The organism is Moraxella boevrei DSM 14165, assembly GCF_000379845.1.
Taxonomy (GTDB): domain Bacteria; phylum Pseudomonadota; class Gammaproteobacteria; order Pseudomonadales; family Moraxellaceae; genus Faucicola; species Faucicola boevrei.
Genome location: NZ_KB903789.1, coordinates 1 through 20,091 on the forward strand (window position 1 = coordinate 1; position 20,091 = coordinate 20,091).

The following is a 20,091-nucleotide window of genomic DNA, read 5'->3' on the forward strand; positions in this document are numbered from 1 at the left end:
TAGATCTAACGATTTAATATCACGCCTTGATTGGTTCACTTTACAAGTTAAAACAATCTTAATAATTATCATTTCTCTATCCCTTTTCGCTGACGATTATAGCTTGTTGGTCCCACCTGATCCCTTCCCGAACTCAGAAGTGAAACAACAATACGCCAATGATAGTGTGGTTCGCCCATGTGAAAGTAGGTCATCGTCAGCTCCCCCTATATCTACCCCCTTCAAATCTGAAGGGGGTTTCGTCTTTGGGGTGCTATAAACGAAACACAAATAAAAACATGGTAAAAACCATGTTTTGGAAAATAATTCATGAATACAGACTACTTGCCATGTCTTAATTTTGTCATCATTGCTTCTACTCACTAGATACGGTATTATCATAGGTCTGTTTTAAATTGTCTCTGCTATTTCACATAGTATAAAGATTATCTAGGCTACTCTTGATTTTGAGTAAGGTTGATTTAGCGTATTGATAGCCTAAATTAATGAGTTGTTGGACTTTAGCTTCTGAAAAATCAAGCATGGCTTTTATGCCTCACAAGTCTTGAGTTGGGCGAATTTCAATAATTTGGGTATAAGGCAAGGCTGCTGATGCTAAAATTGTTTCTTTTTGCTCTTGTAATGGTAGTGCTTGGATATGGCGAAATTCTGATAGTTTATTTTGTTTGCCTAAAATTTCTGTGCTAAATGCATCTTTAATAGCAAAAATCGCATCATGAAATGCTTTACCAAAATGCGAAGGTTGGTGATATATGGCAACATATAAGGGTATAGATTTTTGTAGTTGTTCAATATCTAAATATTCTTGCATAAGTTTTTGTAGCGTGTCATCTTTGGCAATATTGCCAAAGTCTTTCAGGCCGACAAGACCGAACAACTTTGGTGCAACGGCTAAAGGTGTTGCTAAGTGCAAACCACTTGCGATTAAAAATGTAATATAGGAGCACAACATCAAAATTTTCTAGTTTTATAATTTCACTATTTATAATTTCTTGATAGTTTTTCGTACTTTCTACAATTAAATTACCTGCTTTTTGCTCAGTAATTTGTTGTTCTTTTTTTAATTCAACTTCAAGTTTCTTTAAAATATCAAATTGGGTTTTTAAAATACTAATCGTTTGTTGACGATATGTATCAATGTGTTAAATACTTTTATTTAATGTGATAGGGCTTGCGGTTTTTTGGGGCTTTTGTTCAACGGTTTAGGTAGTTGGTTCTAGAAGCACATTTTCAATAAAATCTAACAAGCTAGGTGACTGAAATTCAAGGCTTGTGTATTGATTTTCCCAATATTGATTGTTAAAATTTTCATCTACAGGGTGCTAAAAAAATTAGCTAAATTATGAATATTTAAGCCAATTTTTCGCAAGTCATTGTTAAAATCTTGATGGTTATGATAGCACAAATATTTAATTGAATGGTCGTCATGATAAAATCTCTGAAATAAAATATTATTTAACATAAATTAAAAGCTATTTAAAAGAAATGGGTAAATTAAAATATGGCTAAATATGATTTCACCTTTTGAATATTTTACACGTTTATAACGCTGATAGGCACAAAAATCCACAATTGCTAATCATTCCAAAACCGAATAAGTATAAACAATAAAACCATTTTTTAGCATATCAAAGCTGGGTTACAATACCGCAGATTTATTTTTATTGTAAAACTATTACAAGGAAATTTTATGGTAACCGCCACCGCCAACATGACCCATTTAAAAAAGAACAAAAAACGCCATATCATGCCCTTTTTTAATTTAAGTTTTGGCGTTAGCATTTTGGCGTTGTCATTACTGGTTTTTTTGCCGTTTGTGGCACTTATATTTACTGCTAGCGATTTGGGATTTTCAGGTTTTTGGGAGGTGATTAGCGAGCCGAGAGTGAAACACGCCATTTATTTGACGCTCACGGTATCGGCTTTGGCGACTTTGAGTAATTTATTTTTTGGTACGCTGATTGCGTGGGTGCTTGTGCGTTATGAATTTTGGGGAAAATCGGTGATGAACGCACTTGTTGATTTGCCCTTTGCCTTGCCCACGGCGGTGATGGGTATTTCGCTTGCGACCCTTTACGCTCCCAATGGCTTGATTGGGCAATGGTTTATGCCCTTTGATATTCGTATTGCCTTTACGCCGATTGGGATTTGGCTTGCGTTAATTGTGGTAAGTTTGCCGTTTGTCATTCGTGCGGTGCAACCTGTGCTTGCTGAGATGTCGGTAGAATACGAAGAAGCAAGTGCGGTTTTGGGGGCGAACCGCTCGACTACGTTTACAAAAGTGGTGTTGCCAGAATTATATCCTTCGCTATTGATGGGCTGTGGCATGATGTTTGCCAGAGCCACAGGTGAATACGGCTCAGTGATTTTTATTGCTGGCAATTTACCGATGAAATCCGAAATTCTACCGCTTATCATCATCGGCAAATTAGACAGTTATGATGTGACAGGGGCGGCGGCAGTGGCGTTATTTATGTTACTCATTTCATTTGTGATTTTATTTGCAATCAATGCCTTACAATGGGTATTCACCAGACGGATGGGGGGAGTGCTATGATTGGTGGCAATAATTATCCCTATCAAACGCAAACGGCGACTCGTGAGCCGACTTGGGTCCGTTATAGTTTGATTGGCGTGGCGGTGGCGTTTATGGTTATCATGCTTGTCATTCCTTTAATGGCGGTGTTTTATGAAGCCTTAAAAGCTGGCTGGCAGTTGTACCTTGCGTCTTTAACCGAAGCTGAGGCCTTACATGCCATTAAATTGACGCTCATTACCGTCTTAATTGTTGTGCCAATCAATGCTGTGATTGGTGTGGCGATAGCGTGGCTTTTGACTCGTTTTAATTTTAAAGGTAAGCAGATTTTAACGACCTTGCTTGATATTCCGTTTTCGGTGTCGCCTGTGGTGGCAGGGCTTATGTTTGTGGTACTTTTGGGGCGGAACTCATGGCTGGGTGGCTGGCTAGAGTACTTCGATTTTCAGGTGATTTTTGCCATTCCGGGGATTGTGATTGCCACGATGTTTGTGACGTTTCCGTTTGTTGCTCGTGAGATTATTCCGCTTATGCAATCGCAAGGGGCAAGCGAAGAGCAGGCCGCACTTACGCTTGGGGCGAGTGGCTGGCAGATGTTTTGGCGTGTAACTTTGCCCAATATCAAATGGGCGTTACTGTACGGCATTATTTTAACCAATGCTCGGGCGATGGGCGAATTTGGGGCGGTGTCGGTGGTCTCAGGACATATTCGTGGGCAGACGAATACCATGTCTCTGCTTGTGGAGATTGCTTATAATGAATATAACTTTACCGCCGCCTTTGCTTTGTCAAGTTTATTGGCGTTATTGGCGTTAATCACCTTGTTATTACAGCAGTTTTTAAATTATCGGCAAAGCAAAAAATTTAGCATGATTGAGCAATAATTTTATATTTACTAAATAAATCTAAAAATTATTTTAAGGAAAATGATAAATGAGCATTGAAATTCAAAACGTAACAAAGCAATTCGGTAATTTCACCGCTTTACAGCCGATTAATTTAACCGTACCGACAGGTAAACTTACATCACTTTTAGGACCGTCAGGGTGCGGAAAAACGACCTTACTTCGCATTATCGCAGGGCTAGAGCTTGCTGACACAGGACGGATTTTGTTTGACGGTGTGGACGTGACCGATACGCCTGTACAAAAACGCCACATCGGCTTTATGTTTCAGCATTACGCCCTATTTCGCCATATGAATGTGTTTGATAACGTGGCATTTGGCTTAACCGTCATGCCAAAAAACAAACGTCCAAGCAAAGACGAAATTGCTAAGAAAGTCAATGGCTTATTAGAATTAGTACAATTATCCCAAACCGCCAAAAAATATCCGCACCAACTTTCAGGTGGTCAGCGGCAGCGTATAGCCCTAGCTCGTGCCTTAGCGGTTGAGCCAAAATTATTATTGCTTGATGAGCCGTTTGGGGCATTGGATGCAAAGGTGCGTAAGGAATTACGAACATGGCTAAAATCCATTCACTATGAACTCGGCGTAACCAGTATTCTAGTTACCCACGACCAAGAAGAAGCGGTGGAGTTGTCTGATGAAATTGTGGTGATGAACCACGGTCAGATTGAGCAGATTGGCGATTATGAAACGCTAAAAAATAACCCAAAAAGTCATTTTGTGGCGAATTTTTTACAAGACAGTCATGCTGAATATTATATTTAAATTTTTGAATTAATTTGTAAAATTACGCAACCCATATTGTGTTCAATATGGGTTTTTATGTTTTGCCAATTTGGTAAGATGTATTTGTTTTATGGATTGAACGTGTTAAAATGGATTTTTTGACACAATAATTTTGCTATTTACCAATAAATTTTAAGGAATATTATGCTTCGTATCACGCCAGTTTCAGCCTTTAACGATAATTATATTTGGTTGTTAATCAATGAAAACACGCAGGAACTCATTGCCATTGATGTCGGTGATGAAACGCCTGTTGTTAATTTTTTGCAACAAAATAAGCTAAATTTATCGGCAGTTTGGATAACCCATCATCACGATGACCACACAGGGGGTGTGGCAAATCTGTTAAAAACTTACCCCAACGCTCATGTTTTTGCCCATAAAAATCATGGCTTAAACAGCCAAATTGCAAGCGAAAATTTAACATGGATTGACGAAAATGATGATTTATCAGCATGGCAATACTCGGTAAAAGTCTGGCGAACCTTTGGACATACTGACAGCCATTTAAGTTTTTTGTTAAATATGGACGAAAAATTGCACGTTTTTTGTGGCGACACGCTATTTTGTGGTGGTTGTGGGCGAGTGTTTACAGGCACGATTGAGCAGTTATTTACCAGTTTTCAACGTTTTAACGGCTTGCCAACTGACACACTATTTTACCCTGCTCATGAATATACCTTGTCAAACTTAAAATTCGCCCAAAGTCTTGAACCTGATGATAACAATATTCAAGCGTTTATCAAACATTGTGAGACATTACGCAATCAGCAAAAGCCAACCTTGCCAACCACGCTCGCTCAAGAACGCTTAATCAACCCCTTTGTTAAAACGGTCAATGATTTGCCAAACAGTTTAATTGAAGGTGTCAAAAAACAAACAAATTTAGCCGATATGCAAAGTTTAACCTTATTTTCAGCATTAAGACAGTTAAAAAACAATTTTTAATTGGGGTAATTTGAATTGGAGTAACCATGGGGCGTTATATTTTAAAACGGATTTTATTTATTTTTCCAACGCTTTTTTTAATTTTGCTAACCAACTTTGCGATTATTCAGTCTGCCCCTGGTGGACCTGTGGAACAAAAAATCGCCCAAATTGAGCAAGAGCAAAAACAGCAAGCGACCGAAACGAATGTCGTGCAAACTCAGCAATATCAAGGCAGTCGTGGCTTGTCGGCGGATATGGTAGAAGCGATAAAAAAACAATATGGCTTTGACAAATCTGCCCCAGAGCGTTTTTGGATTATGCTAAAAAATTATGCGACTTTGGACTTTGGTGAGTCATTTTTTAAGGGCAAAAAAGTTACTGAATTGATTGTGGAAAAAATGCCTGTGTCTATTTCACTTGGGCTTTGGAGTACTTTGCTGATTTATCTGATTGCCATTCCGTTAGGTATTTATAAGGCAATCAATCATCACACGTTTTGGGATAAAATATCTGCCTTATTACTTGCGGTCAGTTATGCTGTGCCCGTGTTCGTGCTTGCGATTTTGCTCATTGTATTGTTTGCAGGGGGTGAGTTTTGGCAGATTTTTCCGCTTCAAGGGTTGGTGTCTGAAAATTTTGACAAGTTGAGCTTTTTTGATAAAGTAAAAGATTATTTTTGGCATTTGGCATTGCCTTTGACAGCGAGTACAATCGGCGGTTTTGCAGGGCTTGCGTATTTGACAAAGTTTAGTTTTATGGAAGAGTTAAATAAGCAATATGTGTTAATGGCAAAAAGCAAAGGGCTATCAAAACGTCGTGTGTTATACGGTCATGTGTTTCGTAATGCGATGTTAATCATCATTGCAGGTATTCCGTCTGCGGTGGTGGGGATATTTTTTGCAGGCAATTTTTTGATTGAAATTATTTTTAATCTAGACGGCTTGGGGCGACTTGGTTTTGAAGCGACACAGCAACGTGATTATCCTGTGATTTTTGGCACGCTGTTTATTTTTACCTTGGTTGGTTTGTTGTTGCAATTAATCAGTGATATTAGTTATCATTTGATTGACCCTAGAATTGATTTTGAAACCAGATAGGAGCAAATGATGAATTTAGCCTTACCTTTAAATTTACCCAAAGAAGCTGAAGAGCAATTTTTGCCATTAGCCGAGAGCGAAAAGCAAAGCGTGATTACCGAACTGTTAATTGAATGGGCGGACAAACAAGCCCGCAAAAAACGCCGTGAAGAACGTTTAAATAATCTTAGTCCAATTACCAAAAAATATGCGGGGTTTTTGAAAAAAAGTAACGGTACAAATTATACAGACGAAGAATTAGACCAAGTCAAATATGGTTACTTAAAAGAAAAGCACGGGTATACCCAATGAGAGTTTATTTTGATGTAAATGTGATTGTGGATTGGGCAAACCAACGTGAACCGTTTGCTAAAAATGCAACTTTATTGATTGATATGGCAATCGATGGGGAGTTTGAGCTATGCGTTTCGCCTTTAGTTATGGCAAATGTGTTTTACTTGGTGCGAAAAGAAAGGGGTAAATTAGAAACGCTAAAATTTATCGAAGATTGTCGTTCTTTTATGACATTTATTGACAATTCCGTTCAATCGTTAAACCAAGCCATTGACAAGCCGTTTAGAGACTTTGAAGACGATTTGCATTTTTATTCAGCAATAGATAGTAAAATAGATATAATTGTTACGCGTAATACCAAAGATTTTTTAAATAACCAGCCGATTAAAATTGTAACACCTGATGAATTATTATATGAATTGGGTTATTAATATGCAAAATTTTTTTAAAAACCCCATTCGCCAAAGACAATTTCACCGTTTTAAAAATAACAAAATTGGTTTTTATTCGCTGATTTTATTTATGGGGATATTTTTGGCGTGTTTGTCGGTAAATTTTATCGCCAATGACAAACCGCTACTGGTCAAATATCAGGATAATTATTATTTTCCTGTCTTAAAAAGTTATCCAGAAACCACTTTTGGCGGTGTTTTTGAGACAGAAACCGAATATAAAGACCCTGTTGTACAAGATTTAATTAACCAAAATGGCTATATGATAATGCCAATTATTCAATTTGCTGACCAAACCCCAAGTTTTGACAGGGTCGAAGCATTTCCCGCACCGCCCAACGCTCAAAATTGGCTTGGCACAGACGACAATGGGCGAGATGTACTGGCTCGGTTGTTGTATGGCTTGCGGATTTCGTTATTGTTTGGGCTGGCTTTGACATTGGTCGGTTCGCTGATTGGTTTGATTGTGGGGGCGGTACAGGGCTACTATGGCGGAAAAATTGATTTAATCGGTCAGCGTTTTATGGAAGTGTGGGGCGGTATGCCACAGCTTTTTATGATTATTATTTTGGTAAGTCTGTTTAGCCCAAGTATTACGGTGCTATTTTTTATGATGCTCTTGTTTGGTTGGATGGGGCTTGTGGGGCTTGTGAGAGCGGAGTTTTTAAAGGCTCGGAATTTTGACTATGTGCGTTCGGCAAAAGCGATGGGTGTGTCTGATATAAAAATTATGTGGCGACATATTTTACCCAATGCCCTAGCTAGTAGTTTGTCACAACTGCCTTTTATTCTGACTGCCAATGTGGTAAGCCTGACCGCCCTTGATTTTTTGGGTTATGGACTGCCAGCAGGGTCGCCGTCTTTGGGAGAGCTGATGAGCCAAGCCAAAAATAACCTTGACGCTCCATGGCTTGCCTTGTCAGCATTTTTTAGTTTGACGATTATTTTATCGCTTTTGATTTTTATTGGGGAAGCGTTACGAGATGCGTTTGACCCACGGCAAGTTTAGGTTTTTTGCATTTTGGCATAACAACAACTGCTAATTATCGCCCCAACAAAAGCCAATGCCATATCTTTATGAGCGTCCCACATATCGCCTTGTTGTCCATTGTATTGTTCTGCTTGCTTGGGCGATAAGCCAATCGCTAAAAACCATTCAAATAGTTCATAAATTGCACTGCTTGCTAGATTAATTAATAAAGCAATCATGATTAATTGACGTTTGGTATTTTGATAAAAATAACGTTGGCAAATCTCATAAATCAAAGGATATAAGAATAATCCATAGCCAAAATGTACCAGTCTGTCGTAATGATTTCTTTTAAAATTAAAAGTTTCGCTAATGGAAATATTAAAAAGGTATTTTGACCAATCATCATAAGGCACATAAGAATACAAATATCTTGCCCCTAAAATATGCAATAATAAAAACAACGTCATGCCAACAATACCAATATGGCTGATGATAGATTTTTTAGCCAAGATGATTGTGATTGCCATAAATATCAGCGTGCCTAATTGATGTAAAACATAGCTTTGCCAATATAAGGGCTTGATGCTGGCGAATGCTACGGCAATGACTAAAATAATCAGGCTAACTTTTAATGTTTTATCCGTTAAGACAGATGTAGTTATCATTGTCATTCCTATGGCGAAAAGAGAAAGGAATTATAGCATTTTTATATGCTATAATTGGTTTATTTTTGGGAATAATCGTGTTAAATATTGGAAAAAATATGATAGATTGCGATTGAACTATTCAAGGAAAAACCCAATGACTGAATTACTCAACATTAAAAACCTAACCATAAAATCCGCCAAACAAACCTTAGTGGATAATTTAACCTATCAACTAAAACAAGGCGAAACGCTCGCCATCGTTGGCGAAAGCGGTTCAGGAAAATCCATCTCAAGCCTTGCCATTTTGGGACTTTTACCAAATAGCCTAAGCATATCAGGCGATGCGACTTTTTACGAAGACAATCAAACAATCCAGTTACCCATTGAAAATAGCCTAAGCAAAAATAATAAAAGCAATCAAAAAACCTTTCAACACATTCGTGGACGAAAAATCGGTATGATTTTTCAAGAGCCGATGACCGCATTAAACCCACTTCATAGCATTGGCAAACAACTGTTTGAAAGTCTAACCTTAATCGGTACGCCAAAAAATAAGTTAAAAAACAAAGCCATACAACTACTGCAACAAGTTAATCTCCATAACCCAAGCGAACGTCTAACCGCCTATCCGCACGAGCTATCAGGTGGCGAACGGCAACGAGTGATGATAGCCTTGGTATTGGCACAAAACCCAAGCATCATTATCGCTGATGAACCGACAACCGCCCTTGATATAACCTTACGCCATGAAGTTTTAACATTGCTAGATAATATCAAAAAACAACGTGGGCTATCCATGATATTAATTAGCCATGATTTAAATATTGTTAAAAATTATAGCGATAAAATTATTGTCATGCGACATGGAAAAATGCTAGAGCAGGGTAGTTGCGAACAAATTTTTAGCAATCCCACACATGAATATACCAAACAACTGATTTATCAAGATTTTGGCAAGTGCTTGCCTGTAAATGAATTGGCAAAACCATTATTAATGGTACAAGATTTAACAGTACAATTTCCCAGACAAAAAAACTTTTTTGGCAAAGTAAGCGACTGGAAAAATGTAGTTCATCAGCTTAGTTTTATTTTAAAAAACGGTCAATCTTTGGCAATCGTGGGTGAGTCAGGCTCAGGAAAAACCACGACCGCATTGGCATTGATAAAATTATTATCAAATCAGGCTAAACTATCAGGTAAAATTTTATTACAAGATAGCCAAGAGATTGAGCTATTGGCGTTTAATCAAAAACAGTTTAAAGCTTATCGCACGTATATTCAAATGGTGTTTCAAGACCCATATGCCAGTATTAACCCACGCTTTAGTGTAGGTGAAATTATTGAAGAAGGCTTAATCGTGCAAGGTATGGACAAACAAAATCGGCAACAGGCGGTCAAAGATATCCTGCAAACAGTTAAATTACCAGAAGATTTCATACAGCGTTATCCGCATGAATTGTCAGGCGGTCAGCGTCAGCGAGTGGAGTTGGCAAGAAGTCTTGTGATGAAGCCCAAAATTTTGATTTTAGACGAGCCGACTTCAGCATTGGATAGTCAAACACAGATTATGATGGTAAAATTGTTAAGAGAAATTCAAAAAACATTCAATATCAGTTACATTTTTATTAGTCATGATTTACAAGTGGTACAGGCACTTTGTCAAACAGCGATGGTGTTACAGCAAGGTGTCTGTGTAGAAATGGGTGATATTGAAAAAATTTTTCGCAATCCACAACATGAGTACACTCAAAAACTGGTATCCGCTTATCAGCATTAGCACGCATAGTCGTTGTTACAGGTATGTCTAATTGGCATTGTTAATTAAATATACTTTTCTGAAAAAGTGTTCGTGGTATGAGAAACATGATTTCGTAAGCGTTCATATAGGAACGTGGTTTTCCTAGAGTTTAACAAGAGCAGGGCGAGCGGTTAGATTAAGTGATGATAAAGATTAATTTTAATCATCTTCCAAGCCTAATTTTTTGAGCCGATAGCGTAACGAGCGAAAGCTCATACCGAGCTTTTTGGCGGCGTTGGTTTTGTTCCAGTCACTTTTTTGCAACGCGGTGATGATAAGACGGCGTTCTTGGTCGTTGAGATATGCTTCTAAGCCTTCAGGTGGCAAGCTGTCAAATCCTGTACCTTCGGGATAATATTTTGCCAATGGGTGTTCTTCATATCGGCGTTCTTGCGGGGTAGCGATTGACGGCATGATTTTACCGATAATTGGTGGTAAAGTTTGGATAATGCGTTCGGATGGACGTGGCGGATTGATATTAATGGATGTGTTACTTTGATTGCCAAAAATACCTTGCGTATAATTGCCAAATAAATTGTGATTTTTGGGTTTTTCTGCTGTTTTTTCTACCAATTTTTCCGTTTGCGGAGCCATGTTTTGCGATTGATTGGCAAAATGGGCAGTATTAACATTATTAATCATCGATTCGGCTGTTGAGTCGGTAACAAGCGTTGAATTAGAAACGCTAAGATTTGACACCACAGGATTTTGTAATGCGGTTTCATTCGATGTATTCGTCGGTGTGGCAGGCGAGATTGCTAGATTTTGTAGGTTGGTTTGCGGTGCATCGCTTTGCCACTCATTTTGCCAATCGCTCTGTAAGTCGCTTTGCAAATTTAAATGTTGGGCTTCAATCAAATTCCCCTCCTCCGACAGTGTAATCGCTCGTTCCAAAATATTGCGTAATTCTCGCACGTTACCTGAATAATGATGTTGTAACAAGGCTTGGCGAGCGGTGTCGGTCAGCTCAATTTGTTGTTCAAGTCCCCAATCTTTGGCGATAAGCGTTAAAAAATGATTTGCCAAAAGCGGAATATCGCTTTTGCGTTCGTTTAGGCTGGGCAATTTGACTTCAATCACATTGATACGATAATACAAATCTTGGCGAAAATCGCCTTGCTCTACCAGTTTTGCCAAATTTTTATGGGTTGCTGATAACAATCGGATATCAACAGGAAGTTCCTGCGTGCCACCGATTGGGCGTATCTTTTTTTCTTGAATGGCACGCAATAGCTTGACTTGCATGGCAAGCGGTAAATCCGCCACTTCGTCCAAAAATAATGTACCGCCATTGGCTTGTTGAAACAGACCTTCTTTATCGGTGGTCGCCCCTGTAAAACTGCCTTTTTTATGCCCAAAAAATTCACTTTCCATAAGTTCGGAAGGGATTGCCCCACAGTTGACAGGCACAAAACTTGCTTGGTTACGTGGACTAAGTTCATGAATGAGTTTGGCGACCACTTCTTTACCGCTACCTGACTCGCCCCACAAAAACACAGGGGCTTGGCTACGGGCGAGTTTTTGAATGGTCTGTTTTAGCGTGGCAATGGCAGGTGACTGTCCAATAAGTTTATCGGCAAATGGGTCTGGTATGTCGGATATGGTATCGCCTTTTGGGGCGGTGAGTTTGTCTTGAGCGACTTTTATAGCATTTTCAACGAGTTGGCGTAATCTTGGCAACTCTAATGGTTTATTAACAAAATCAAATGCCCCAAGTTTTAATGCTTCAATCCCTAAATCAATGCTACCATGTGCGGTAATCACTGCCACAGGCGTGCGTGGGCTATGCTCGCTAATAAGTTTGACAATGTCAAGTCCCGAGCCGTCTGGTAGGCGTAAGTCTGTCAAACAAAAGTCAAATTCACGGTTTAAAATATAGTCTTTTGCGGTGGCAAAGTCATAGGCGATAATGCTGTCAATTTGCATTTTTTTGAGTGTCATTTGCATCAAACGGCACAAGTCAACTTCATCATCAATAATTAGTGCTAAAGACATTATTTAAACCTTTACGATAATTGATAAAACAGTTACTATTATAGCATAAAGGATTAAGGTTAGATAAATTTTGTCAAATTTTAGTTTAATCCTGCCAACTGGCACGCCATCGTAAGCTGTATGTCCGCTACCGTATTAGGAGCAACATCACGCCAGCCCTGTAAACTATAAAAGCTGATGGGATAAGTTTCACTCGCTACATTATTGCCTTGTTTATCATAAAACATTAAACTGCTAAAATTCCATTCTTGATTAACGCAGTCATAATGATCAAGAGTTTTTGTTTGCCAGTAGCTTTTACCGTCTAAATTTTAGATAGCTCTAAAATCTCTGCGTACCCACGCACTAACATACCGCCCACCGCCTGTAAAAGACTTGACACGCACGCTGTCTTTGTCTATATAATCGTTAAGGTTATTGGTTTCGCCTGCCTGTACCCAATCGGTAGCAAAAACAGAGACAAGCATTAGGACAATTAGTGGGTATTTTTATAAAATATTTCTTTAACAGTGGCTATTTTATGTTTTATCAATAAAAAACCACCCATTAAGAGTGGTTTTTTATTGTATTTAAAAAATTATACAAAATGCTTTTTACATAAAATGCTTTTACATAAAATCTTTGGGATTTAAACAACTCGCCAAGCGTTTGGCAGGGTCGGTATCATGTGCCTTAATCGCCTCTTCTACCGTCATGCCAAGTGCTTTGGCAACGCCCTCACCATAAGCTTTGTCGCAAAAGTAGCAGTTACGAATATGACGGTATTTGATAAAATCCAAGGCATCGCCCATTGCCGCCGCTGTATTGTCAAACAAGGCTTGCTTTTGCGTGTCATTCATCAGATTAAACAACGCGCGTGGCTGGCTAAAATAATCATTGTCGTCTTCACGAAAATCAAAAATCGCAGCGTGTCCATCAATCTTTAAGGGCGGTTCGGCAAATTGTGGCTGTTCTTGCCATTGGTTAAAGCTGTTTGGCTCATAGTGTGGACGGCTACCGTAGTTGTCGTCCACTCGCCCTTGACCGTCTCGGTGGTTGGTATGCACAGGGCAACGGGGGGCATTCACAGGGATTTGATGGCGGTTTACGCCCAAACGATAACGCTGTGCATCGGCATAATTGACAAGGCGTGCTTGTAACATTCTATCAGGCGATACGCTAATACCTGGTACCAGATTGCTTGGGGCAAAGGCGGCTTGCTCCACATCCAAAAAGTAGTTTTCAGGGTTACGGTTTAGTTCAAACTCGCCCGCTTCAATCAAAGGATAATCGCCTTTTGGCCATACTTTGGTCAAGTCAAAGGGGTGAAAATCCACGCTGTTAGCCTCTTCTTCTGGCATGACTTGGATAAACATCGTCCATTTGGGAAAATCGCCTTTTTCAATGGCTTCGTACAAATCTTTTTGGTGGCTTTCACGGTCTTTGGCAATCACCGCTTCTGCTTCGGCATCGGTTAAGTTTTGGATGCCTTGCTTTGTGCGAAAGTGCATTTTGACCCAAAAGCGTTCGTTATCAGCGTTGATAAAGCTGTAAGTATGGCTACTAAATCCGTGCATATGGCGATAGGATTTGGAAATGCCACGGTCGCTCATCACAATGGTTACTTGATGCAAAGCCTCTGGCAGTAGCGTCCAAAAATCCCAGTTATTGGTGGCACTACGCATGTTGGTGCGTGGGTCTCTTTTGACCGCTTTGTTTAGGTCAGGGAATTTTAGGGGGTCACGCAAGAAAAACACTGGTGTGTTGTTGCCTACCATATCCCAGTTGCCCTCTTCGGTATAAAATTTTAGGGCAAAGCCACGAATGTCTCGCTCGGCGTCCGCCGCCCCACGCTCGCCTGCCACCGTTGAGAAGCGTGCAAACATTTCGGTTTTTTTACCAACTTCACTAAATATCTTGGCACGGGTGTATTTTGTGATGTCGTGGGTTACCGTAAATGTGCCAAACGCCCCAGAGCCTTTGGCGTGCATACGCCGTTCTGGAATGACTTCACGGGCAAAGTCGGCAAGTTTTTCGTTCAGCCACAAATCTTGCAGTAGGATAGGACCTCTTGCCCCTGCGGTCATGCTGTTTTGATTTGAGACCACAGGCGCACCGTTTTGGCGTGTCAGGTGGGTGACAGGGCAAACGGCTTTGTGGGCGTCTTGTAGTTCAAGCGTTTGGGGGTCAATCGTGTTGGTTTTGTTGTCTGTCATAAAAATCCTTGGCGATGGCTAGGGTTAAAAACTTATTATAACAAGAATGAATGAAAATGTGTGTTGTTTTTTGTATCATTCCATCGCTTTTACTTTGCTTTCAATAAAAGCGATTTCATCATCGCTTAATCCGTATTTGGCATACAGTTGTTTGTCAATCTCGGCAATGGATTTTGTCCAATCAATATCGGAATTGTTGGTAAAATCTTGTAGGGGGACTTTTGACCAAACTTCTTTGGTTTTATTTCCTTGTGTGATTTTTTTAATTCCAAGCATTGTTCTGGCAAATTTAGATTTAACATATTTTAAACAATTTTCAGCTTCCAAACGATTATCAAAATTACCAAAAGAGATAAATGTTTCTGTATGCCCGATTAAGGGTTCCCCGATTAGGGGTGTGCTTAGCACTTCACCAATTGCCCCAGAACCGTTAGAACTAGGCACAATGACTTTAAACTTCTCCAAATTTGGATGCTCTTGTAGGTAATCCCTGCGAATATATTTAAACTTTCTCACGCCATTTTTACTATTCGGCTTCTTTTTTAAACCCAATATTTGTATATATTCATTTTCATCATTTGGTTTATTTTCATAAAAAATTTCTGATAATTTATCAAAAACCGATGATGACAAATATCTTTTTGAACCCCCTGATACTCTGTTTACCAAAAATGGATTTTCTTGCCAAATTTCTTTTGAATATTTGTAAGTGGTATTTCCGTGCAAAATTTCTCCCAACGAAACAAAATTATCTTTTACTACTTTTTGCATAATAGAATGCAATTCTAAAAAAGAAGTAAAAGAACCAATTTTGCCAAAATTTTTATTTTTATCTTTTTGAATAATGGCAATACCGCCTTTAATATCTGTATCTGGAAAAACATTAGCCGATATTTTTTCATAAAATAATACATTTAAATGCTCATCATTTAGCATTTTTGCATTCCATTTTTTATCCGTACTACCCGCATTAAACAAAAATCTTGCAGGCGAAATTAGACAATATTTATCCGCAAATTGTTCTGCCAATTCATAAAAATAATGATAAATAGAAGGTTGTTCTTCTCGGTGTTCTATATTATCTTGATAAGGCGGATTGCCCACAATTACATCAAACTTCATTGATTTTCCAAAAATATCGGTTAATTTTTTATTAAAATCCAAATAGCCCCCTTTATACAGGCTTTCGGCGTATGGGGTGGTATCCAGCATCACAATATTGTGCTTGATATGCTGATTATCATCAAACCCTAAAATAAAGTTTTTGGCAATTTGATAAATAATCTCGCTTGGGGCAAAACCATAGATTTGATTGGCAAAAATATGTTTTAATCGCTCGGTCGGATTGGGGAATTGACTTGCCAATCCAATATATAGCCGTTTGACAATCTCGGTCATATATAGCCCAGATTTCATATACAAATCGGCAAATTTAAGATTGGGGTCGTTAAAAATATCAGGATTTTCTTGTTCAAATTTATCTATCATCATTTTTACCACCCATTTTGGAGTAAAAATCTGATTGGTTTTTTGAGGTGGAATATAATCAAAAATGTCTTCTTTTTGATGTTCAAAATAGTTTGCCAAATCAAAGCGTTTATTTAAAAACTCTTGTACGGAAGTATCAAAAACTTGCTCATCAAAAAATTGGTGTTTGTCCCTTAATAGGCGAAATTGTTCAAGCGTAATGCCAGTAACTTCTTTGAATACAGCGTCTGAAATATGGTTGTCAAAATTTGCCAAAGTGGTGTTTTTATCGCCATACGCCATCAAAAAAGACGGAATGGTGCGACTAAATCCACGCAAACGCCCACGCACATCGTCTTCAACCGTGTTTTGTTTGTTTTGTTCGGCTTTTTGCAAAATGGTTTCGGTGCTGTTTTGGGTAAACTCGGCGACTTTTTCGCCAACCTTTTGGCTAATTTGATTTTGTAAATCCTGCGTGATGATTTGCGTTTTGGTTTCATAATCCTTTTGGATTTGCTGTTTTTCATCATCGCTTTGGGCGTTTTTTAAGTCATTTTCATATTCGGCGTTGATTTGGTTTTGAGCGATTTGGCTATGGCTTTGTATTTTTTGGATTTCGCCTATTATCGCTTGGCTTTGTTCTTTTACGACTTTTTCGGCAAATTTTTCGGTCAAACCATTTTCTTTTGCCAATTCAACAAAGGAGGTTTGAGTGGTTTGTGCGAATATATCGGTAACTTTTTTTGCCAAATCGTCATTATGCAAATTTTCATTTTGAATAATGGTCTTGGTTGCCGTCTGAATATCGCCATAAACTTTTTCGCCAAAACGAGCATTGTTGGTATTGATAACCGTTTTATTATCCACCACCGCATTACCGTCATCATCTACTTGCACGCCTTGTGTGTCAATCGGCTTATTGGCTTTTTCTTTGTTGATTTTGCCATTATCATAAGGCTCAATTTGCTCCAAAATTTCAAGAACTTCGCTATTTGCCCCAAAAATCCCTGAAATATTTTGGAATAACAAATTACTCATAAAGCCTTGTCTGACCACTTGGTTGGCTTTAAATAATTTTGGAATGGTTAATACTTGATTGACATCAAGCTCCACCATTTTGCCTTCGCTGTCTTCGGCAATGACAGGAAAGAAATTTAAGAGTTGTTTGATGTTGTCTTTTCGTTGGTTTTCTGTACCGCCGCCATTTGAGGTGTTTGACAATAAATTATTGGCAAATTCATCATAAATAATCAAAGTGCGTTCTGGGGCAAAATCAAACACATACGCATTTTTCTTTTGCAAAACTTGACCGCCTTGTTCATAGACCCAAGGATTTTGGGCACGAAAAGCCGTTTGCCAATATTGTGCAGGCGATTTGACATTGGATAACATCAAAACCGCCGTCCACTCTGGAATGGTAACGCCTGTGGTGAGTTGTCCAACCGATAGCGTGATGGTTTTATCGCGATTTTTATTTTCAATGGCTTCTTTGACTCGTTGCAGAGCATTTTGATTGACCGTTTCATTATCAAAACGCCCATCGCCCACTGCCAAAATAATATGATAATTTTCAAAAACAGGGTGATTGTTTAATAATTTGGCTAAGGCTTTGGCACTGGCTATACGGTCTAACAACCAAAAAGAATGCTTGATTTCATCTCGCAATGCTTTGGTAGAAAAAGGGTATTTTTCGTTTTTGGATAAAGTGTCTAGCCATTTTTTCACTTCTTTTTCGTGTTCAAATTTGCCTTTATCATTGGTCGCAAAAAATTCATTTAAATCAAACGCAAAATCCAGATTTTGACCTTCAATATCCGCCCCCTTATTCACTTTATCGCTAATCATCGCACTCATCTGATAGCTAAATAAATTTAAAGTAGGCAAAGTTTTGTAAGGATTGCTATCTTCATTAGACCAATTTAATTTAGCGGATTGTTCATCCACATAGCTCCAATTATAAATCTCATCTTGGGCAAATTTGCCGTCTGACAATGCTTTAAATGGCGTACCTGACAAATGCAAAACATAATTGCAAGTGATATTCTCCAAAGCCACATCAGCTTTTAGGGTATCCACACCTTCGTGGGCTTCATCAATGACCAATAAGTCCCATTGTAACTCTTTAACCCATTGTAATTTATCAATCCTGCCGTCTGCACTAAAATGTATTGACCCTTTTAAATCTTGCAAAGAAATAAAAGCGATGATGTCTTTTTTGCCATTGGGCTGATTTAATTGGTTGGTATATTGCTCACGGTTTAATACCGCACGCCCTTTTAGACTGTCTGATGTAGAAACAAAAACATAATCGGTTTGCCACGCAATAAATTGTTCAAAATCATCAAACCACGAATTACCAATGGCAGGGCGGTTGGTCAAAATCAATACTTTTTTGGCATTTAATTGCCTTGCCAAATCATAAGTGGTTAAGGTTTTACCAAATCTTGGCTTGGCATTCCACAAAAATTCGCCACTTTTATTTTCTTTAAAATATGCCAAAGTTTGATTGACCGCATCTTGTTGCTCTTGGCGTAATTGATAATCTGATTGTTCTTTTTGTTGATTATAATGTTGAGCGACAAAATCATTAAAATCGTCCAAACTTTTTAGGGGCGTGCCATTATAAAAAAACCATTCGGTATTTGGTTTGTTTTTGACATTCTTATGGCGTTTTAGATAACTGTGTAGTAAATGGTCGGTAAAATATTGATTATTACAAAATTTAGCAATCTTACGCCACAATAAATCATATGCCAAATCCACCGTGCCCACCTGTTCTTTGATGCGAGTACGCACATCTTGGCGTTCGGTATAGCCAATTTTTACCCAACCGTTTTTATCACTGACAGTTGGTAGCGTATACGCATAAATCTGCGGAAAAATCGCTTTGGTGGTTTGTATGTTCGCTTTGTTCATACATTAATTTCCATAAAGTCAATCAATGTGCCTGTTTGCCAATCTTTGATTTTGACACGCTGACCATTTGTAACAATGGTTTTTGATTGCACATTGTCAAATAAATCGTTTTGATAATAAACAATCGTTTCAATTTTTTGTGATAACGGAATACATTTTGTCAAGCCGTCCATTTGAAAAATGTTGTAGCTTACGATTTGGGCTATTTGTTTTAAAAAATCATAAGGTGGCTTATCGCCCCATTTATTGCAATAATAATCATAATAAGTTGCCAATAAATTCTCTCGTGCCAATAACAAAGAATCGCCATTCCATTCAAATCCATAACAAGATTGATAGGCTTTTTTGACCAATTTTTGCCATTGTTGCTTATAGTGAATTTCTTTGTTGATTCTTTGTAGCTTTCTGTCCAAAAACCCGACTCTTCTTTTGATTGGTATTTTTTTGGCAGTGGTCATTTCATAACGATTGGCGATATACGGTGCTTCGCCACAAGTGATTTCAAGCCAACTGCGTGAAATATAAGTGATTAAATCATCATTGATAAAATTTTCATCCAACGCATCATTTTGTAATTTGACCACCCAACTGGGGGTAAAAACCTCGGCTTTATTTTTGGTACGCTGTTTTTGTTCTGATTTTGGCTTTAATGCTCGTGGTACAATCAAGCCTTTGTTATCGCCTGTGATAAGATTGGGGGTGATTTGACAAGTAGCTTTGTAGTGTTCGCCCAAATATCGGTAATTATGATTTGCCCAAATAATATTGCATTTGCGTTTGCTATAAAAAGAAGTACTTCGATCTTTTAATAAAATCTCTAAAATTTCAGGACAATGTTGGTATAAGGCGTTTTCACTGATATTGATAACGCTTAAATTGGGTGTGTTTTTTTCAAAAAAGAGTGGCTTGGCGGTCATCATGCACCGCCTTGTTGCAGGCATATAAAAAGCCCACCACCAAACGGCAGTAGGCTAAAAAACGAGTAAAATTTGGCTTGACTTCTAGTTAAAAGTCGGCAAAATAACGGCTGAACGGCTGAACGGCTGAACGGCTGAACGGCTGAACGGCTGAACGGCTGAACGGCTGAACGGCTGAACGGCTGAACGGCTGAACGGCT

General features: G+C 38.5%; 17 protein-coding genes, 1 rRNA gene and 1 pseudogene. 10 read left to right on the forward strand and 9 right to left on the reverse strand.

The window, feature by feature from the left end; all coding sequences use genetic code 11:
• Positions 1 to 88 precede the first annotated feature (88 nt).
• A 5S ribosomal RNA gene (rrf, locus tag A3G3_RS0107490) occupies positions 89 to 202 on the forward strand.
• Positions 203 to 535: 333 nt separating this feature from the next.
• Here rrf and A3G3_RS0107500 read toward each other — a convergent pair.
• A complete protein-coding gene (locus tag A3G3_RS0107500) occupies positions 536 to 952 on the reverse strand; it encodes a hypothetical protein (protein WP_019519923.1) in 417 nt (138 codons plus the stop codon).
• A 738-nt stretch (positions 953 to 1,690) separates the two neighbouring features.
• On the opposite strand from A3G3_RS0107500, the gene cysT reads away from it, so the two are divergent.
• The 8 genes from cysT to A3G3_RS0107545 all read left to right on the forward strand — a co-directional run bounded on the left by cysT (position 1,691) and on the right by A3G3_RS0107545 (position 7,992).
• Entirely contained in the window at positions 1,691 to 2,557 is an 867-nt protein-coding gene (gene cysT / locus A3G3_RS0107510; RefSeq protein ID WP_019519925.1) for a sulfate ABC transporter permease subunit CysT, read from the forward strand.
• On the forward strand, positions 2,554 to 3,420 hold the full coding sequence (gene cysW / locus A3G3_RS0107515; RefSeq protein WP_019519926.1) for a sulfate ABC transporter permease subunit CysW: 867 nt from the start codon (positions 2,554 to 2,556) through the stop codon (positions 3,418 to 3,420). The genes cysT and cysW overlap by 4 nt, the downstream gene beginning before the upstream one ends.
• Before the next feature lie 49 nt (positions 3,421 to 3,469).
• Positions 3,470 to 4,210 (forward strand): sulfate/molybdate ABC transporter ATP-binding protein, encoded by a 741-nt coding sequence (locus A3G3_RS13395; protein WP_019519927.1) that lies wholly within the window; start codon positions 3,470 to 3,472, stop codon positions 4,208 to 4,210.
• A gap of 165 nt (positions 4,211 to 4,375) precedes the next feature.
• Positions 4,376 to 5,179 (forward strand): hydroxyacylglutathione hydrolase, encoded by an 804-nt coding sequence (gene gloB / locus A3G3_RS0107525; protein WP_019519928.1) that lies wholly within the window; start codon positions 4,376 to 4,378, stop codon positions 5,177 to 5,179.
• 26 nt (positions 5,180 to 5,205) lie between these two features.
• Positions 5,206 to 6,258 (forward strand): microcin C ABC transporter permease YejB, encoded by a 1,053-nt coding sequence (locus A3G3_RS0107530; RefSeq protein ID WP_019519929.1) that lies wholly within the window; start codon positions 5,206 to 5,208, stop codon positions 6,256 to 6,258.
• 9 nt (positions 6,259 to 6,267) lie between these two features.
• Positions 6,268 to 6,549, forward strand: coding sequence for a hypothetical protein (locus A3G3_RS0107535; RefSeq protein ID WP_019519930.1), 282 nt, complete (start codon positions 6,268 to 6,270; stop codon positions 6,547 to 6,549).
• Complete coding sequence (locus A3G3_RS0107540; protein ID WP_019519931.1) at positions 6,546 to 6,962, forward strand: type II toxin-antitoxin system VapC family toxin; 417 nt, start codon at positions 6,546 to 6,548, stop codon at positions 6,960 to 6,962. The genes A3G3_RS0107535 and A3G3_RS0107540 overlap by 4 nt, the downstream gene beginning before the upstream one ends.
• Before the next feature lies 1 nt (position 6,963).
• A complete protein-coding gene (locus A3G3_RS0107545) occupies positions 6,964 to 7,992 on the forward strand; it encodes an ABC transporter permease (protein WP_026212917.1) in 1,029 nt (342 codons plus the stop codon).
• Here A3G3_RS0107545 and A3G3_RS0107550 read toward each other — a convergent pair.
• Positions 7,989 to 8,621, reverse strand: a complete 633-nt coding sequence (locus tag A3G3_RS0107550) for a DUF2238 domain-containing protein (protein WP_019519933.1) — start codon at positions 8,619 to 8,621, stop codon at positions 7,989 to 7,991. The genes A3G3_RS0107545 and A3G3_RS0107550 overlap by 4 nt on opposite strands.
• 136 nt (positions 8,622 to 8,757) lie before the next feature.
• Between A3G3_RS0107550 and A3G3_RS0107555 the strand changes: the two genes are divergently transcribed.
• Positions 8,758 to 10,380, forward strand: a complete 1,623-nt coding sequence (locus A3G3_RS0107555) for a dipeptide ABC transporter ATP-binding protein (RefSeq protein WP_019519934.1) — start codon at positions 8,758 to 8,760, stop codon at positions 10,378 to 10,380.
• A 180-nt stretch (positions 10,381 to 10,560) separates the two neighbouring features.
• On the opposite strand, the gene A3G3_RS0107560 is transcribed toward A3G3_RS0107555, so the two are convergent.
• The 7 genes and pseudogenes from A3G3_RS0107560 to A3G3_RS14625 all read right to left on the reverse strand — a co-directional run.
• Positions 10,561 to 12,396: a sigma 54-interacting transcriptional regulator gene (locus A3G3_RS0107560; RefSeq protein WP_019519935.1), complete on the reverse strand. Its 1,836-nt coding sequence runs from the start codon at positions 12,394 to 12,396 to the stop codon at positions 10,561 to 10,563.
• An 80-nt stretch (positions 12,397 to 12,476) separates the two neighbouring features.
• A pseudogene (locus A3G3_RS14510) lies at positions 12,477 to 12,683 on the reverse strand (surface-adhesin E family protein); the annotation flags it as partial.
• 24 nt (positions 12,684 to 12,707) lie between these two features.
• Entirely contained in the window at positions 12,708 to 12,863 is a 156-nt protein-coding gene (locus A3G3_RS14515) for a hypothetical protein (RefSeq protein ID WP_019519937.1), read from the reverse strand.
• Positions 12,864 to 13,004: 141 nt separating this feature from the next.
• On the reverse strand, positions 13,005 to 14,591 hold the full coding sequence (locus A3G3_RS0107575; protein WP_019519938.1) for a catalase: 1,587 nt from the start codon (positions 14,589 to 14,591) through the stop codon (positions 13,005 to 13,007).
• Between the two features lie 75 nt (positions 14,592 to 14,666).
• Entirely contained in the window at positions 14,667 to 18,974 is a 4,308-nt protein-coding gene (locus A3G3_RS0107580) for an Eco57I restriction-modification methylase domain-containing protein (protein ID WP_019519939.1), read from the reverse strand.
• Positions 18,971 to 19,915: a restriction endonuclease gene (locus A3G3_RS0107585; protein ID WP_211207558.1), complete on the reverse strand. Its 945-nt coding sequence runs from the start codon at positions 19,913 to 19,915 to the stop codon at positions 18,971 to 18,973. The genes A3G3_RS0107580 and A3G3_RS0107585 overlap by 4 nt, the downstream gene beginning before the upstream one ends.
• A partial coding sequence (locus A3G3_RS14625) for a hypothetical protein (RefSeq protein ID WP_169333201.1) occupies positions 19,891 to 20,091 on the reverse strand: 201 nt, incomplete at its 5' end. The genes A3G3_RS14625 and A3G3_RS0107585, both read right to left, overlap by 25 nt.

Bases quoted from the DNA above. Each gene is read 5' to 3' on its own strand.
- A3G3_RS0107500 (WP_019519923.1), bottom strand. From the start codon at position 952: ATGTTGTGCTCCTATATTACATTTTTAATCGCAAGTGGTTTGCACTTA.
- cysT (WP_019519925.1), top strand. From the start codon at position 1,691: ATGGTAACCGCCACCGCCAACATGACCCATTTAAAAAAGAACAAAAAA.
- cysW (WP_019519926.1), top strand. From the start codon at position 2,554: ATGATTGGTGGCAATAATTATCCCTATCAAACGCAAACGGCGACTCGT.
- A3G3_RS13395 (WP_019519927.1), top strand. From the start codon at position 3,470: ATGAGCATTGAAATTCAAAACGTAACAAAGCAATTCGGTAATTTCACC.
- gloB (WP_019519928.1), top strand. From the start codon at position 4,376: ATGCTTCGTATCACGCCAGTTTCAGCCTTTAACGATAATTATATTTGG.
- A3G3_RS0107530 (WP_019519929.1), top strand. From the start codon at position 5,206: ATGGGGCGTTATATTTTAAAACGGATTTTATTTATTTTTCCAACGCTT.
- A3G3_RS0107535 (WP_019519930.1), top strand. From the start codon at position 6,268: ATGAATTTAGCCTTACCTTTAAATTTACCCAAAGAAGCTGAAGAGCAA.
- A3G3_RS0107540 (WP_019519931.1), top strand. From the start codon at position 6,546: ATGAGAGTTTATTTTGATGTAAATGTGATTGTGGATTGGGCAAACCAA.
- A3G3_RS0107545 (WP_026212917.1), top strand. From the start codon at position 6,964: ATGCAAAATTTTTTTAAAAACCCCATTCGCCAAAGACAATTTCACCGT.
- A3G3_RS0107550 (WP_019519933.1), bottom strand. From the start codon at position 8,621: ATGATAACTACATCTGTCTTAACGGATAAAACATTAAAAGTTAGCCTG.
- A3G3_RS0107555 (WP_019519934.1), top strand. From the start codon at position 8,758: ATGACTGAATTACTCAACATTAAAAACCTAACCATAAAATCCGCCAAA.
- A3G3_RS0107560 (WP_019519935.1), bottom strand. From the start codon at position 12,396: ATGTCTTTAGCACTAATTATTGATGATGAAGTTGACTTGTGCCGTTTG.
- A3G3_RS14515 (WP_019519937.1), bottom strand. From the start codon at position 12,863: ATGCTTGTCTCTGTTTTTGCTACCGATTGGGTACAGGCAGGCGAAACC.
- A3G3_RS0107575 (WP_019519938.1), bottom strand. From the start codon at position 14,591: ATGACAGACAACAAAACCAACACGATTGACCCCCAAACGCTTGAACTA.
- A3G3_RS0107580 (WP_019519939.1), bottom strand. From the start codon at position 18,974: ATGAACAAAGCGAACATACAAACCACCAAAGCGATTTTTCCGCAGATT.
- A3G3_RS0107585 (WP_211207558.1), bottom strand. From the start codon at position 19,915: ATGCCTGCAACAAGGCGGTGCATGATGACCGCCAAGCCACTCTTTTTT.